Genomic DNA, 15,276 nt, shown 5'->3' on the forward strand with positions numbered 1-15,276 from the left:
TATTAAGCAATGTTTTCTAGGCAATCAGTAGAGTGATTAAATTAATTCGACAGCAATGGGCGCTTTTGCTATACGCTTAAGCTCTTCTGGATTGAGATATAAGTTTTGCTCATATGCAACTAAAAGCGAACTTTTTAACAAGAAACCAAAAAGACATCCTCAAGGCTCGTCATCGCCATGAACGGGATAAAAGGCTATGCGATAGAATCAAATCTATTTTATTGTTAGATGAAGGGTGGACATGCCCACAAGTAGCACATGCTTTACTCCTAGATGACGATACGATAAGACATTATTATAAAATCTATTCAGAAGACGGAAAAGAAGCCTTACTAAATTTGAACTATACAGGAAAGGTTTGCTGGCTCAGTCAAAATCAGCTTGACCAACTAAAAATCTATGTAAAAGAAGAAGCACCCCATTCGGCTAAACAAGTGATTAATTTTGCCAAAGACCGCTTTGGAATATATAGTGGTTCCGATTCAATCGTATAGAAAAATATTTTGTTTTGTGTTAAGCTATTGAGTATGAAAAAACTGATCCCTAGCCAGAGAGCTGACTTAGAACACAAGTTAAAGCATCCAAAAGACTATTCTGAACGGAATAGGCTTTGTGTAATTTTGGGCTATGATGAGGGTATCTCAACAAAAAATCTTGCTAAAACACTCCGGATAAGCCCTATCACTGTTCAGAAATACCTCAGAGAATATGATTCCGAAAATAAAACTGGAAGTAGCCCTCGAGGCGGTAGCAAATCAAAACTTTCACAAGACCAAAAAGAGTCTCTACTAAAACACCTACAGGAAAAGACCTATCTTAAAGTCAAAGGGATCATAGCTTATGTGCATGAGCAATATGGGATAAAATATTCCCAAAGCGGCATGACAGATTGGCTCATACAGCACGGATTTGCTTATAAACGTCCTAAAAAGATTCCTGGGAAATTAGATCCTGAAAAACAACGAATTTTCATAGAACAATATAGGGCTTTAAAGGAGACCTTAAACCCTGATGAAGAGATCTATTTCATAGATGCTGTGCATCCTGAACATCAGTCCCAAGCCGTATGTGGATAGATCAAAAAAGGCGTTCAAAAGACTTTGCAGACATCCGGGAAACAATTGCGATTGCATTTTGCTGGAGCTCTTTGCCTGACAGGAATGAAGATTTTTACAGAGGAATATAAGACAGTTGATGCCGATGCAATGCTCGATTTTTTCAAGAAGCTAGAAAAACAGACAGAGGCTCGAATTATTCATGTAATTTTGGATAATGCAAGATCAAACAAAAATAAGAAACTAGAAGAGTTTCTGATGTCTTCTAGGATTAAAGTGCACTATCTCCCTCCTTATTCGCCGAATTTGAATCCTATTGAACGCTTGTGGAAGATCTTAAAGGAAAAGAAGGTATACAATCGATATTACGAAACGTCGGTGACTTTTTTTCAGGCAATTAGAGGATTCTTCTTAGAAGAGATACCGAAAATAACAGATATTTTGAAATGTAGGATAAACGACAAGTTTCAAGTCGTTGACTTAAATCCCATTAAGCTAGCCGTTTGAATCGGCACTAGTATATATAGTTTTCTTTCGCAATTTTTCCATAGCCTGCGAGTATTTTCTATCCACGCAAAAGAACGCTCTAGAACCCATCTTTTGGGAATAACTGTAAAAGTATGAAGTGTATTTCTTTTATTATATAAAAATAGTGTTTTTCTGTAATCAATCTCAATAACTTATAAAAGCTGCCATAGAAATAGAGCTGTGCATAAGATGCCATCTACCGGGGTTTTATTTTGAATCTCTTGATACAGCTCTTGTTTTGTTTTTAATAAGGTTTTAATGAGTTCTGATTCCTCTACTTTAGCAGCAGATAGATGAACTACATCTTGAGCCAAAAAATAAAATATTCTCTGATCTGTTATAGCAGGAAGGGGATAAATAGAAGGAAGTGCTTGCCAGGTCCCTCCTCCATAACCGGTTTCTTCGAGTAGCTCTCTTTTAACAGCTTCTAATGGGGTTTCACTTTGATCAACCCTTCCTCCTGGGCAACTGAGCAGCCATTTTCCTGTGGGATGTCTATATTCTAAATTGATGATAAAGCGCCCATCCGCAATGCGGGCTAAAACAACTGCTGCAGAAGAGCAAAGATCAAGACGAGTATAGGTATTTTGAAATCCTGTTGGCCATCTTAAGGAATCAACGTGTACATCAAAAAAGCCATGATAAGCAAACTGGCTTTTTTCTATTTTAGGGATAGTGGTATTTGACATGGATAGAGCGTATTTCTTTATGAATGCGATTAGAGTAGAGTTTGGCTTTTTTTTGATTTCCAGTACAATGAAAAAACAAACGCAATTGACGAAATAAGGAAATCTTTTCCCAAGTCAAAGCTGTTTGACTCCAAGCTTTATTAGTTATTTTTCCCTGTAAAAAATAGCTGAGTAATAGCTTACTAGTGGGAAAGGGAGCATCTATTGCTCCTTTAAGATAGGAAATGGCTTTAGCCTCTGACTGTTTATAACATAACCAACAACCTATCAGTGGATAAAAAACAGAAGAATCATCTTGTAAATCTTCTAAGTGATAGTAAGTAATGAGTTTTTCTGCCGCGCTCCATCGATTTTGGAGCAATAACAATTCTACTCCAAGAGGAGCTAGTTGTTGGTTCTGGATAAATAACTCAAAGAGCTCTTCTGAATATAGAGACTCTATTTTATTTTTTAGTATCGTTTGATCAAGTAAGTAATAGAGTGCTCTTGAAGCATTTTTAGCCCCGGGAAATTGAGTGAGATAGGTTTGAATAGCCAATGGAAATCCTTTTTTGTGCCCTAAACAAGCAATTTGAATTTTCTCTGCTTCTACGGGATCAGAACAGAGGTGTAAGTTTTCTCCTACCCAATGGTCAAACCCCATTGCTAATAAACCAAAGAACGCATTGGTTAGAATAAATAGAGGAGGCGTATTTTCTAAAATTTCAATCAGAGTAATTGGCTTTGCTAACCAAAAGGCTAACTGGCAGCTAAGATCTGAATACTTCGTCATTTTATCTTGATTGTCTAAATGGATAAAAAAGGGAATTGGTTCAAGATACTGATTAAGTAGGGTAACAATGCGTTTGTTTTCTGAGGAAGTAAATAATTTAGGAAGATGGCGCAGAGCTAAAAGGGCAAAATGGTAAGCAGGTATGCGTTTATAAGAAGAGGTTTGATGTAGGCGCATCATGATTTGTTCAACAATCATTTTAAACAAAGGGTGCTTTGAGTATTTGCGGATACAGATTTCTAAACATTTAATTTCTTCTTCAATCTCTTGGGTCTCTTTATAAACAAGCGATTTGCCTAAATATTCTAAAGGAGCTCCGGGAGTATGGCGCAATTTGCTAAATTCATCCAAAGCAAATAAATACAGTCGTTCTCTTTCGCTAGATTTCTTCTGTACAGTTGCGTATTTAATTAAAGTAATCCCTGCGCGAAATAAAGCCTCCCTTCCCTCCATGCGCCCAGAAAAAGAGTTGCCTATTCGTCGATACTCTAACAGTGCTTTGCTATAATTTTTATTAGATAAAAAAGCATCGGGAATCGCTAAGCAATTAATCATTGCATTTTGACTCCCTAAGCTAATCCGAATATTAGAAACGGTAAAATAATTATCGTAGGATACTAAAGCAATCTGAGTCGTAGGCAAAGGAATCAAACTTATATAGTGACAAATTAGTGTGTGATTTAAATAGACATATAAATGGTTATCCATTTTATCGATCTGCAAACTCAATGCGATATTTTGGGGAATATCTAAATCATTTACAGTCATAACTTCAGCACTACCATAGAAAAGCCTGCAGCTCATAGGAGACTGATTGAACCATATAGTATATCCCTCTCGGAGAATCCCTCGTTTATTTACCTCAGTAGTAGTAAATAATAGTCCCATTCCTACTGAATGAGATTGGATGTAAATCTCTGTTTCAACTCGAATGTTTCCATTAAAGGAATCTTTTGAAAGCATTAATTGTAGCCATTCCATGACCTCTGGAGATCTTGTAATTGCTAGATGTTTAGTGAATAAAATATTTTCCTGAAAGGCCCAATCTTGCTTGCAATTAATATCTAGCTCAGATGTTAAAACCCATTCAGGTTTGCCTTCTATAAACTTTTTGAGCTCAACGATCATATCATCAACGCTTTCAAATCGATCAGATGCAATTGGTTGTAAACAGCGTTTTGCAATATCAGAGAGATGCACAGAAATATCTCTATAGGGAGCGATTTCTGTGGGGTTAATCCATTTTTCTAAATGCATAGTTTTACGAAAACTACGTAAAGAGCTTCGATAAAAAGGCAGGCGAAGGGTGAGTATTTGATATAGAATTACGCCTAGAGAATAAATGTCGCTTAAAGGGGTGGATTGTTCTCCTTTTGCACGCTCTGGTGCAAGGTAATTAAGTGTACCTGGTACTTTTCCTGGTCTTGTAAGATTCTGGTAATTTCCCATGAGCTCGGAAAAAGAGGTTTCTTCTTGGCCTATGAAATCAGCTAAGCCCCAATCTAAAATGAGCACTTCTCCATATTTTCCAACGATAATATTATCAGGTTTTAAATCTCTATGTAGAATTCCTTTAGAATGCGTATAAGCAATGGCTTCGCACACAGAGAGAAAAATACGAGTAAGCGCCATAATGGAGCTGCCAATAGGATGTTTGGGCTCGGCTATTTTCTCCTCTTCAAAAGCGGTTTTTAAGATTTTTTTAAGTGTTTCTCCTTCTACATAAGGCATCGTAAAATAAGGGATTGCTTGATCAGCATAGATGTTAAATACAGGGATAATGGAAGGATGCGTCAGAGTAGCCGTTACCCGGGCTTCTCTTAAAAAACGCTCTCTTAAAACCGCACTATCTTTTAATTCTGCGCGCATCCTTTTAAGGGCAACTAGTCGACCAGATACCCCTTCTTGGGCTAATAAAACCTCTCCCATACCTCCTTTGCCCAAACTTCGTAGGATTTGATAGGAACTAGAATGATCAAATCTTAAGCTCATGAGTTCAATTTAAATCCGCTAAATGCTAATATGATTTCAATGTTTTTACCTTTATCATCTTCAAGTGTTGTATTTGGTAGAGTTTTAGGTAGATTTTTGCAAGAAAAAAATGATAGGAGCTCAGCTTTTGGTTAAACAAATTGTACTAACAGGAGATCGACCAACAGGACCTTTGCATATCGGTCATTATGTAGGATCTCTAAAAAGTCGACTAGATTTACAAAAAACGTGTAGACAATTTGTTATGATTGCAGATGCACAAGCATTAACCGATAATGCAAAAGATCCTAAAAAAGTACGAGAAAATATTCTACAAGTGGCACTAGATTACCTTGCTGTAGGAATAGACTCTGAGCAAACCACTATCTTTATTCAGTCATTAATACCTCCTTTATTTGAGCTTACCTCTTATTTTTTAAATCTTGTTACTTGGAATCGTTTGAAGCATAATCCCACCATCAAGAGGGAAATTTTACAAAAAGGGTATGAAAAAAATATCGCTGCTGGATTTATGATATATCCGGTTAGCCAAGCAGCGGATATCACAGCTTTTAAGGCAGATATAGTCCCGGTTGGAGAAGATCAGCTACCCATGATTGAGCAAACCAATGAGCTTGTACGCCATTTTAATCATGCCTACAACACGAATGTATTCACTAGCTGTAAAGCGCTTACTACAAAGGTATCGCGCTTACCAGGTCTTGATGGTAAAGAAAAAATGAGTAAATCGCTGAATAATGCTATCTTTTTATCCGATTCTCCTGAACTCATTTCCAAAAAAATCAAAGGTATGTATAGCGACCCCAACCACACCCGAGTAGAAGATCCAGGCAATGTGGAAGCAAGTCCTGTTTTTACCTACCTTGATTGCTTTGATCCGGATCTCTCTTTTTTAGAAGACCTTAAACAAAAATATCGTAAAGGAGGTTTAGGGGATGCAGTGGTTAAAAAACGCTTAAACGAAGTTCTACAAGCTTTTCTAGAACCCATTCGCAAAAGACGAGAGCATTACGCACAAGATCCTCGTGAAGTGATGAATATACTCCAAAAAGGTACGGATAGGGCTAATCTGGTTACGCATCAAACTCTTATAGAAGTTCGTCAAGCAATGGGATTAGATTACTTTTCTTCATCATCTTCTTCCAGCTCATGATTGAGGTCTTCTTCCTCTTCAGCAAGGGTTTCTTCCTTGCCTTCCATGAACTCGCGAAACAACAAGTAGATCCCACCTGTAGCAAATAAGACAGGTAGTAAAACCTCCCATATATCAAATTGTACGGTGATAAACACTCCCACAAACACAAAGAGAGTAATGACCATATCGTAAAATCGCCCTAGTAAATACTGTCTAAAAGCTAAAGGCAATCCAATTACTAACATAATAGCAGGCCACCAAGTATGTAAGTAACTGATGATAGCCAGCCCAATCAAAAATAAAGCTACAGAGAATACCTTAGCGCGTCTTCTAGAAACAAGAGGGTGATACATGATTTTTTCCTTTTTCTTCACTCTAAAAAGAAAGTCATTTTTATTTCAAACTTTAATTAATTTTAATTATAAACAGTAGTGATAAATTATATCACTACTTGTATTAATCATTTTAAATAACAATTTAGGTCATTATTAGATAGAGTTTCTGATAGTTTTTCTTTCAGAAAAGGGATTTTGTTGTTTTAAGCTCTGATTTATGTGTTCTTGGAAGGTTTTTGTATATTTCCCTCCATGATAAGTAATTTTAGCATGACATGGTTTAGGAGGGGAGTTCTCCTCTAGTTTCTGAATTGTCTCGCTTTTGGGAAGATAAGAGATATTAGCATAACATAATTTAAGCTGTGGTGCTTGATATGATTCAAACCAATGCTGTAAATCCTCTGTTATTTTATGTGAGTTATCTAGGAGGTTAGACATAGTATTTGATGTAACAGGTATAGACATATAATAATTTTCCTATTTATTTTTTTATTTAATAATTATTAAAAATGAGCAAGTTATCTTTAAATAGACTGAATGTTTTCCTGTCTATTCTGTTTTTTCGACTGAATTAAACTGCTTTATTCTATCAGAAACTGATAATCCCTGTTCTTCAGTTTGTTTATAATTGCTTTTTACATGCATGGATTGCGTTCTGCGAAGATTAGTTCTATTCTGTAGTGGTTCAGCTTCTAACGAAAGCATTGTACTAGTTTGGGGCAATGGGCTAGCTTCCTTAGGCTTGTTTACTATTTTATTGTATTGATTTTTTATTAATTCTTGTGTTGGATATAGTATTTTAAATTTAGGAACTTTTGCTCCATTCGTACAATTAGAATCAGATTCTGCTTGTTTTTTCTCTATCTTCTTTGTATCTTCTACAGAAGAAGGAGGAGGAGGTGGTGGTGGTGGTGGAATAGTAGTCTTTTTCTCTTCTTGTTGTTGTGAAATAAGAGCTTGGTTTTGTGAAGTAAGATCTTGTTTTTGTAAAATAAGAGCTTGGTTTTGTGAAGTAAGATCTTGTTTTTGTAAAATAAGAGCTTGGTTTTGTGAAGTAAGATCTTGTTTTTGTAAAATAAGAGCTTGGTTTTGTGAAGTAAGATCTTGTTTTTGTGAAATAAGAGCTTGGTTTTGTGAAGTAAGATCTTGTTGTTGTGAAATAAGAGCTTGGTTTTGTGAAGTAAGATCTTGTTTTTGTGAAATAAGAGCTTTTCTATGAATGTTTTTTCTTGTTTTTGTAAAATAAGACCTTGGTTTTTTATAGACATTTGTTTTAGGGCAATAAGAACAGTGGTTTTTTATAGACATTTGTTTTAGGGCAATAAGAACAATGTCTAAAACTTTTTTATCTATAGATTCTTCTTCATCAGAGGTAATTTTCTTAACCTCTAATAGATTATTAATATTACTAGTGCTTGCTGAGTTGCTTGTAGTAACTACAATCGCCATGATATATCACTCCAATTTTATAATAATGAATTAATATTAATTTAATTATTTATATTTTTTAATTTACTTATTAAAGTAAATTGATTTTCTTCACTTATGAACTAGTAGAATATAAAAATCCAGAAGCAATTGAAAAAGAAACTACAGAGGTAAGTTACTTCTTGAGAAAGATTAAATGTTCTTTTAAATAGGGCGCAGTTCTTGATTGAGAACTTTTTGCTACCTGTTCGGGAGTTCCCTTTGCCATGATTTCTCCTCCGTTTAGACCACTGCCGGGACCTAGATCAATGAGGTAATCTGCAGAAGAGAGTAAATCAAGGTTATGCTCGATCATGATTACCGTGTGGCCTTTATCGACTAGTTTTTGGAAGATGGGAATGAGTTTAGCGATGTCGTCTGCATGAAGACCGACGGAGGGTTCGTCAAATAAATAAAGAGTATGTCCTCGTGCAGATTTAGATAGCTCGCGGCTAAGGCGTAGGCGCTGAGCCTCTCCTCCGGAGAGGGTAGCTATTTCTTGACCAAGAGCTAGATAACCAAGACCGACTGTTTGTAGGGTTTCTAAAATGCGTATAGCTTTGGGAATGGGAGGAAGGAAAGAAAGAGCTTGTTCTACTGTCATATGTAGAATATGCCCGAGGTGTTGGCCTTTATAGGTTACAGTAAGACTAAGGGCATTAAGACGAAAACCTTTGCATGATTCACAAACGATAGATACATCGGGTAGAAATTGTAGGGAAACACGTCTGATTCCATGTCCTTGGCAGGTTATGCACATTCCTTTAGGATGATTAAAGCTAAAGTTTTTAGGAACAAGACCACGTTTTTTAGCTTCGGGAAGTGCAGAGAAAAATAGGCGAAGAGAAGCGAGTAAATCCACATAGGTAGTAATATCAGATCGATTGGTTTGGCCAATGGGATTTTGATCGAGCATAAGGACCTTATCGACAGCTAGATTGCTAAAGTGTGTGTTTGAGTAAGCAAACTCCGATTTTTTTGTACGGATAGCTTCTAAAGCAGCAGGATAGATTAGATCGGTTAATAGAGTGGATTTACCAGATCCTGATACGCCTGAAAGACAGGTCCAAACGTGTAAAGGAATTTGTGTAGTAATCTTTTTTAGATTGTGTAGGTGCGCATTTTTTATCTTGATAAAAGAAAAGGGTTTTCGACGGGAGGAAAGAGGGATTTTCTTTTTTCCTGTTAAATAAGCCCCGGTTAGAGAATGAGGGTTGTCTTTAATTTCTTGCAGAGTGCCTTGTGCGATAATTTTACCGCCTTCTTTTCCTGCTTTTGGCCCAAAGTCCAATACATAATCGGCGAGTTGAATCGTGAGCGGATCGTGTTCCACTAAAACAAGGGTATTGCCTAGTTGACAAAGGTGAAGAAGGGCGCGGTTGAGCTTTTCATTATCATAGGGGTGCAGGCCAATGGTTGGTTCATCCAATACATAAAGGCAGCCTGTTAAACCACTGCCAATTTGTCTGGCTAATCGAATGCGTTGAGTTTCTCCGCCAGAGAGAGTAGGAGCGCTGCGCTCCAAAGAGAGATATTCAAGGCCGATCATTTGCAAAAGCTTTAAGCGTTGAGTGATTTGGTCTAGGACATCTTGCATGAACTCAACATCAGCTGTTAAAGAACTTACAAAATGTATAGCTTGGTCAATAGAAAAATGACACAGATCTACAATCGATACCTGATTGATGGTAACATGACGAGCAAGAGGATTTAATCTTCTACCTTGGCAAGCAAAGCATGTGCTTTGATTGAGCAGGGTAGAAAGGATTTGTTTAGTAGGGGCATCTCCTAATTTTGCTAGGTTGGCAAGTATAGAGTTAAATCCTAGCCATTGCAGTTCTAAATGATCTAAAGAAATGGTTTCTTTAGCCCCGTTAAAAAGAAAATGGATCTGCTCTGGTAGAAGAGATTGAATGGGTTGATTAGGATCGATTATCTGTTTTTTTAATAATTGATAAAAAACTTTAAGGCAGTATTTAGAGGCAGCTTCTTTCCAAAAAATACAGATGAGTTCATAAGAAGAGAGCTTCATTATCTCTGGAAATCTATAAAGATCGGCTCCATATTGAAATCCCAGGCCATGACATTCTAAACACATCCCTTGTTCTGTGTTAAACGAAAAGGTATGTGGAGTAATAGGTGGATAAGACTTGCCGGTACTAGGGACTGCAAAAGAGAGATTGAAAAATAAGTCTCGATCTTCCAGAGCTACGACAAGAGATCCTTTAGAAAGATCGGAGGCTTTTTCAATCGCATCAAACAAGCGCTGTTCTATTTGAGGCTCTACCTGCAGACGATCAATGACCAGAAATAATTGATGTCTGCGATTGGGATCAAAGGGAATAGGATCATCTAAGGTAAAATAGGTATTATCTAAACGAATACGCAAGTAGCCTAATTTCTGTAGACGTTTGGTAAGCTCGGTAAAGCTCTCACAGCGCTTGAGTTCTATTGGAGAAAGGACTTGTATTTTAGTATGTAGAGGTAATTGAGTTAGGCTCTTTACTACATATTGTTTGCTAATGGTACGGATTTGTTCTTTTGTCTCAGGACAGTGAGGAATGCCTAAGTGTGCATAAAGGATACGTAAAAAATCATAGATCTCCGTCATGGTACCGATAGTAGATCTGGGATTACCCGCATGATTTTTTTGTTCAATTGCAATGGCAGCGGAGAGATTTTCAATAGACTCTACTTTAGGCTTAGGCATTTGTTTGACAAACTGCCGTGCATAAGGAGAGAGAGATTCAATGTAGCGCCTTTGTCCTTCTGCATAGAGTGTTTCAAAAGCTAAGGAAGATTTCCCTGAACCAGAAGGACCTGTACAGAGAGTGATTTTATTTCTAGGAATAGAAACATCGATTTCTTTCAAGTTATTCTGGGAAGCTTTTACAACGGTAATTAACTGGTTTTGTTGCCTTAGATCTATCGTAGAAGATGGTGGTAGCAAAGGTAGAGATTTTAATGCCTGTTTGATAAAAAAAGCGGTAGGAGTGTGCATTTTAGCCAGCTTTTCAGGAGTTGTAGAGGCGATGATTTTACCTCCTTTTTTTCCTCCTTCAGGCCCTAATTCGACAACCCAGTCCGCTATTTTAATCAGGTCGATGTTATGCTCGATTACCAAAACACTATGACCTTTGTTAACAAGTTTTTGCAATACTTGAAGTAGCTTATCAATGTCATAAAAATGTAGTCCCGTTGTGGGCTCATCTAAAATGTACACGGTATGTCCTCTACTGGAACGACAAAGTTCTTTAGCCAACTTAATCCGCTGTGCTTCGCCACCTGATAGAGTAGGCGAGGCTTGGCCTAATTTTAAATACTCAAGCCCTACTTGATGCAACATGTCTAATTTTTGATGGATATGAGGAATAGAGGAAAAAAATACAGACGCTTCTGCAATAGTCATTTCTAAAACATCGTAGATCGTTTTCCCTTTATAGGTAATGGATAGAGTATTTTCATCAAATCTTTTCCCTTCGCAAATCGAGCACTCTATCCATTCATCTTCCATAAAATCCATATCGACTTTGATCATTCCCATGCCATGGCAATGGATACAAGATCCTTGCTTAACGTTAAAACTAAAACGACCTGCTGCATACCCTTGCGCAATGCTTTGCGGAAGTTGACTGTATAGATCGCGAATATCGTCGAAGAGTTTAATGAAAGTAGCGGGATTTGATCTGGAGGTTCTGCCTATGGGGGTTTGGTCAATCGCAATCACTTTATCAATTTGTTCTATGCCTTTTATGTTTTTATAAGTTCCAATGGGTAGTTTTGCACGGTGAAGAGCATTATCGAGTATCGGATAAAGGGTATCTGTAATTAAAGAGGACTTACCCGATCCCGATACCCCTGTAATCGCAACGAGCAAATGCAAGGGAATTTTCAGGGTAACTTGCTGTAGATTGTGATGAGAAGCTCCTTCTATAGTTAAAAAAGAAGTGCTTGTGCGTCGTTTAGGAATGAGAATATTTAATTTGCCAGAAAGATAGGCACCTGTAAGAGAAGAAGGAGTATTCAGTAAATCTTCAAGTGAGCCACAAGAGATAATTTCACCTCCTTCTTTTCCTGCTTTTGGGCCTACGTCGACAATTGTATCTGCTGCGCGAATGGTTTCTTCATCGTGCTCTACAACAATCACAGTATTGCCTAGCTCTTTGAGTTTTCTTAAAGTATGTAGCAGCTGGGTGTTGTCTTGTGGATGCAGACCTACCGAAGGCTCATCGAGTACATATGTGGCGCCGACAAGTCCTGAGCCAATTTGTGTAGCCAAACGTACACGTTGCGTCTCTCCTCCAGACAAAGTAGGTGCGCTGCGCTCAAGGCTGAGATAATGCAAACCGACTCCTTTTAAAAAAGCAAGACGTTGCTTGATCTCTTTTAAAAGTTCTTCTGCAATGATCTGTTCTTCATCGGTAAAGACAAGGTTTTCAAAAAAAGTATAAGCATCATGAATAGATAGATGGGTAATTTCCGCAATTCTTTTTCCATGAATAGTAGTTGCTGCAGGATAGGGTTTAATGCGCTCTCCTAAACAACTAGGACAGATGGATGGTATAAGTAATTCTTGAATTTTTGCACGATAAAGATCGCTTTGTGCTTGCTCGTAACGCTCTTTTGCATCAGCTAATACGCCTTTAAAATGCACATATTCCGTCCAGCGCGTTTTTTTTATAGGATGGACAAATTTCATGGGTGTCCATTTTTGCTCTATTCCGTATAGAAATACTTGTTTGGCTTTATCAGAAAGCTTTTTCCAAGAAGTACTCACACTAAAGCCGTAAATACGAGCTAAATTATCGTAAATATTGCCCCAGCGTACTGTATTATAAGATCCTGCAACTGTGCAGCAGTCTTCTTTAATAGACAGGTTGGGGTTGATGATTTTCTCCAAATCAAAATCTTCTATCCTTCCCAATCCTAGACATCTTGGACACATCCCTTTAGGGTGATTAAAAGAAAAATCAGAGGGTTCTAAAGGGGCATAAGATAACCCAGATTCTGAAGAGAAAGCATGCTCTGAAAAAAGCAGCTCTTCTTGTGTATCGACAAGGATGACGCGCATAACGCCAAGACCTGCTTCTAACGCTTGAGAAATGGATTCAAGAAGTCTTTTCTCTTCAGTTGGATCAAGAGTCAGTCGGTCAATAATGAGATCTACATCGTGTGCTACTTTTCCATCGATCGCAATCTCTTCTGTTAGATTAACCATTTTTCCATCTAGGAGTATTTTGGTAAATCCTTTACGCAAAAGCTCTTTAAAATCTTCTTTGAATTCTGCTTTTTTATTGGAAGCATAGGGCGCTAAAATCAAAATTTTAGTACCTGTTTTAAGTTTTTGGATGCGCCGTATGATTTGACTCATGCTTTGAGGGGTTACTATTTGCTTACTAATAGGGCAATGAGCAATGCCCACTCGTGCAAAAAGAACACGTAGATAGTCATAGATTTGCGTGATTGTTCCTACCGTAGATCTTGGATTGCGACCAGCTGTTTTTTGTTCAATGGCTACAGTAGGGGATATTCCTTCTATACTTTCTGCCTTCGGTTTAGGCAGATCTCCTAAATGGCGTCTGGCATAAGTAGAAAGAGATTGTAAATAACGCCTTTGTCCTTCCACGTAAATGGCAGAAAAAGCTAATGAGGATTTACCCGATCCCGATACGCCTGTAAACACAATCAGTTGGTTGTGATTTAAAGTAAGATTTACTTCTTTTAAGTTGTGAACGGCTACTTTTTTTAAAATAATCTGGCGCATAGACAACAAATCATACATTATTTCCCTTTTTTTGAAATACTTGCATTAAGTATCATAATCCTTTTAGACAACCATTAAATAATAGTTTATAGCACATGTTAAGAAAGACAAAAATCATTTGTACGATTGGCCCCTCTGTTAGAAGCTATGAAAAAATTCTACAACTCATCGATGCAGGGATGAACGTAGCCCGCTTAAATTTTAGCCATGGAAGCCCTCAAGAACATCGAGAAACCATTGAAATGCTAAAAAAAGCGCATAAGGAGAAGGCGGTTCCTCTTGCTATTATGCTGGATACCAAGGGACCTGAAATCCGTTTGGGGGCCATTAAAAATAATTGTTTGGAAGTTTTCCCCAAACAAAAAATATTAATTACCAAGGAAAAGGTGCTAGGAGATGCTAATGGCATAGTTATCCAGCCCTCTTTTGTGCTTGATTCTCTTCAAGTAGACGCTCAAGTTTTGTTTGATGACGGCTATATACTAACCAAAGTTGTAGCAATCTCTAAAAAAGGGGTTTTAGTTGAAATAGAAAATCATGGGGTTATTCGATCTTACAGGGGTGTCAATGTCCCGGGAATTAATATCAATCTGCCTTCTATGACAAAGCAAGATATAGAGGATATTGTATTTGGCTGCAGATTAGGCGTTGATCTGATTGCCGCTTCTTTTATTCGTTCTGCTGAACATGTTTTAGAAATCAAGCAGTTGTTGATGGATCAAGAAAGGTCTGAGATTCTTATTATTGCTAAAATAGAAAATAGTTTAGGTATACAAAATTTTGATGCCATTTTGCAAGTGGCAGATGGGATCATGGTAGCAAGAGGAGATTTAGGAGTAGAACTGCCTTTAAACCAAGTACCTCGATTACAGAAAATGATGATTCGTAAGTGTCGTCAGGCAGGTAAACCCGTTGTGACTGCAACCCAAATGCTAGAATCAATGATTGCAAACCCTCTGCCCACACGTGCTGAGGTGTCAGATGTAGCTAATGCTATCTATGATAGCACATCTGCTGTCATGTTATCAGGAGAGACCGCTGCTGGAAAATACCCTATTCAAGCAGTGCAAATGATGAAAGAGATTGCAGAAGAGACCGAAAAGGATTTTAATTACCGGCAATTATTTGCTAATGATTCGGCAATAGGTTTTAAGGATATAGCCATAACAAACTCTGTAGCTCTAGCCTCGGTTAAAACCGCCTATAGTTCTCATGCTAAGGCAATTTTTGTTTTTACCAATAGCGGGTTTTCTGCACGAGCTCTATCCCGTCTTCGCCCAGAAATTCCTATTATTGCTTTAACTCCCCATGTTAAAGTGTATCATCAATTAGCTCTTGAATGGGGGGTTACCCCCGCGTTATCTTCCGCACAAAAAAATATCCAAGAGGCTTTTATACAAATAAGTAACTTTGCTCTAGAGCAAGAAATTGTACAGTTAGGAGATTTGGTGGTAGTGGTAGCAGGAGATCCTTTTGGAATTAGTAGAACAACTAACACCATGATTGTAGAAACCATCGGAGGCAATAGTTTCTCTTAAA

At 37.6% G+C, this 15,276-nt stretch carries 10 protein-coding genes; 5 read left to right on the forward strand and 5 right to left on the reverse strand.

Going from position 1 to position 15,276, the window contains the following annotated elements:
- The first annotated feature begins 113 nt into the window (after positions 1 to 113).
- Genes RHABOEDO_RS04910 through RHABOEDO_RS04920 form a run of 3 tightly spaced genes read left to right on the forward strand, consistent with a single transcriptional unit; the run spans position 114 to position 1,562 of the window.
- Positions 114 to 494, forward strand: coding sequence for a helix-turn-helix domain-containing protein (locus tag RHABOEDO_RS04910; protein ID WP_215217638.1), 381 nt, complete (start codon positions 114 to 116; stop codon positions 492 to 494).
- A 33-nt stretch (positions 495 to 527) separates the two neighbouring features.
- On the forward strand, positions 528 to 1,076 hold the full coding sequence (locus RHABOEDO_RS04915; protein ID WP_220017837.1) for a helix-turn-helix domain-containing protein: 549 nt from the start codon (positions 528 to 530) through the stop codon (positions 1,074 to 1,076).
- Positions 1,077 to 1,562 (forward strand): IS630 family transposase, encoded by a 486-nt coding sequence (locus tag RHABOEDO_RS04920; protein ID WP_281069572.1) that lies wholly within the window; start codon positions 1,077 to 1,079, stop codon positions 1,560 to 1,562.
- A gap of 173 nt (positions 1,563 to 1,735) precedes the next feature.
- On the opposite strand, the gene RHABOEDO_RS04925 is transcribed toward RHABOEDO_RS04920, so the two are convergent.
- Positions 1,736 to 2,272 (reverse strand): NUDIX hydrolase, encoded by a 537-nt coding sequence (locus tag RHABOEDO_RS04925; RefSeq protein ID WP_215216509.1) that lies wholly within the window; start codon positions 2,270 to 2,272, stop codon positions 1,736 to 1,738.
- Complete coding sequence (locus RHABOEDO_RS04930) at positions 2,250 to 5,036, reverse strand: protein kinase domain-containing protein (RefSeq protein WP_256439892.1); 2,787 nt, start codon at positions 5,034 to 5,036, stop codon at positions 2,250 to 2,252. The genes RHABOEDO_RS04925 and RHABOEDO_RS04930 overlap by 23 nt, the downstream gene beginning before the upstream one ends.
- 109 nt (positions 5,037 to 5,145) lie before the next feature.
- On the opposite strand from RHABOEDO_RS04930, the gene trpS reads away from it, so the two are divergent.
- On the forward strand, positions 5,146 to 6,189 hold the full coding sequence (gene trpS, locus RHABOEDO_RS04935) for a tryptophan--tRNA ligase (protein ID WP_245397573.1): 1,044 nt from the start codon (positions 5,146 to 5,148) through the stop codon (positions 6,187 to 6,189).
- Here the strand turns inward: trpS and RHABOEDO_RS04940 are convergent.
- The 3 genes from RHABOEDO_RS04940 to uvrA all read right to left on the reverse strand — a co-directional run bounded on the left by RHABOEDO_RS04940 (position 6,156) and on the right by uvrA (position 13,737).
- On the reverse strand, positions 6,156 to 6,524 hold the full coding sequence (locus RHABOEDO_RS04940) for a UbiA prenyltransferase family protein (protein WP_215216511.1): 369 nt from the start codon (positions 6,522 to 6,524) through the stop codon (positions 6,156 to 6,158). The genes trpS and RHABOEDO_RS04940 overlap by 34 nt on opposite strands.
- 531 nt (positions 6,525 to 7,055) lie before the next feature.
- The gene (locus RHABOEDO_RS04945) at positions 7,056 to 7,955 is read right to left on the reverse strand and encodes a hypothetical protein (protein WP_220017839.1); all 900 of its coding nucleotides are present in this window, start codon (positions 7,953 to 7,955) and stop codon (positions 7,056 to 7,058) included.
- A gap of 154 nt (positions 7,956 to 8,109) precedes the next feature.
- Positions 8,110 to 13,737, reverse strand: a complete 5,628-nt coding sequence (gene uvrA, locus RHABOEDO_RS04950) for an excinuclease ABC subunit UvrA (RefSeq protein ID WP_245397574.1) — start codon at positions 13,735 to 13,737, stop codon at positions 8,110 to 8,112.
- A 95-nt stretch (positions 13,738 to 13,832) separates the two neighbouring features.
- Between uvrA and pyk the strand changes: the two genes are divergently transcribed.
- Positions 13,833 to 15,275, forward strand: coding sequence for a pyruvate kinase (gene pyk / locus RHABOEDO_RS04955; RefSeq protein ID WP_215216514.1), 1,443 nt, complete (start codon positions 13,833 to 13,835; stop codon positions 15,273 to 15,275).
- The last annotated feature ends 1 nt before the right edge of the window (position 15,276 follow it).

Origin of the sequence: Candidatus Rhabdochlamydia oedothoracis, assembly GCF_019453995.1 — a bacterium.
Classification (GTDB): domain Bacteria; phylum Chlamydiota; class Chlamydiia; order Chlamydiales; family Rhabdochlamydiaceae; genus Rhabdochlamydia; species Rhabdochlamydia oedothoracis.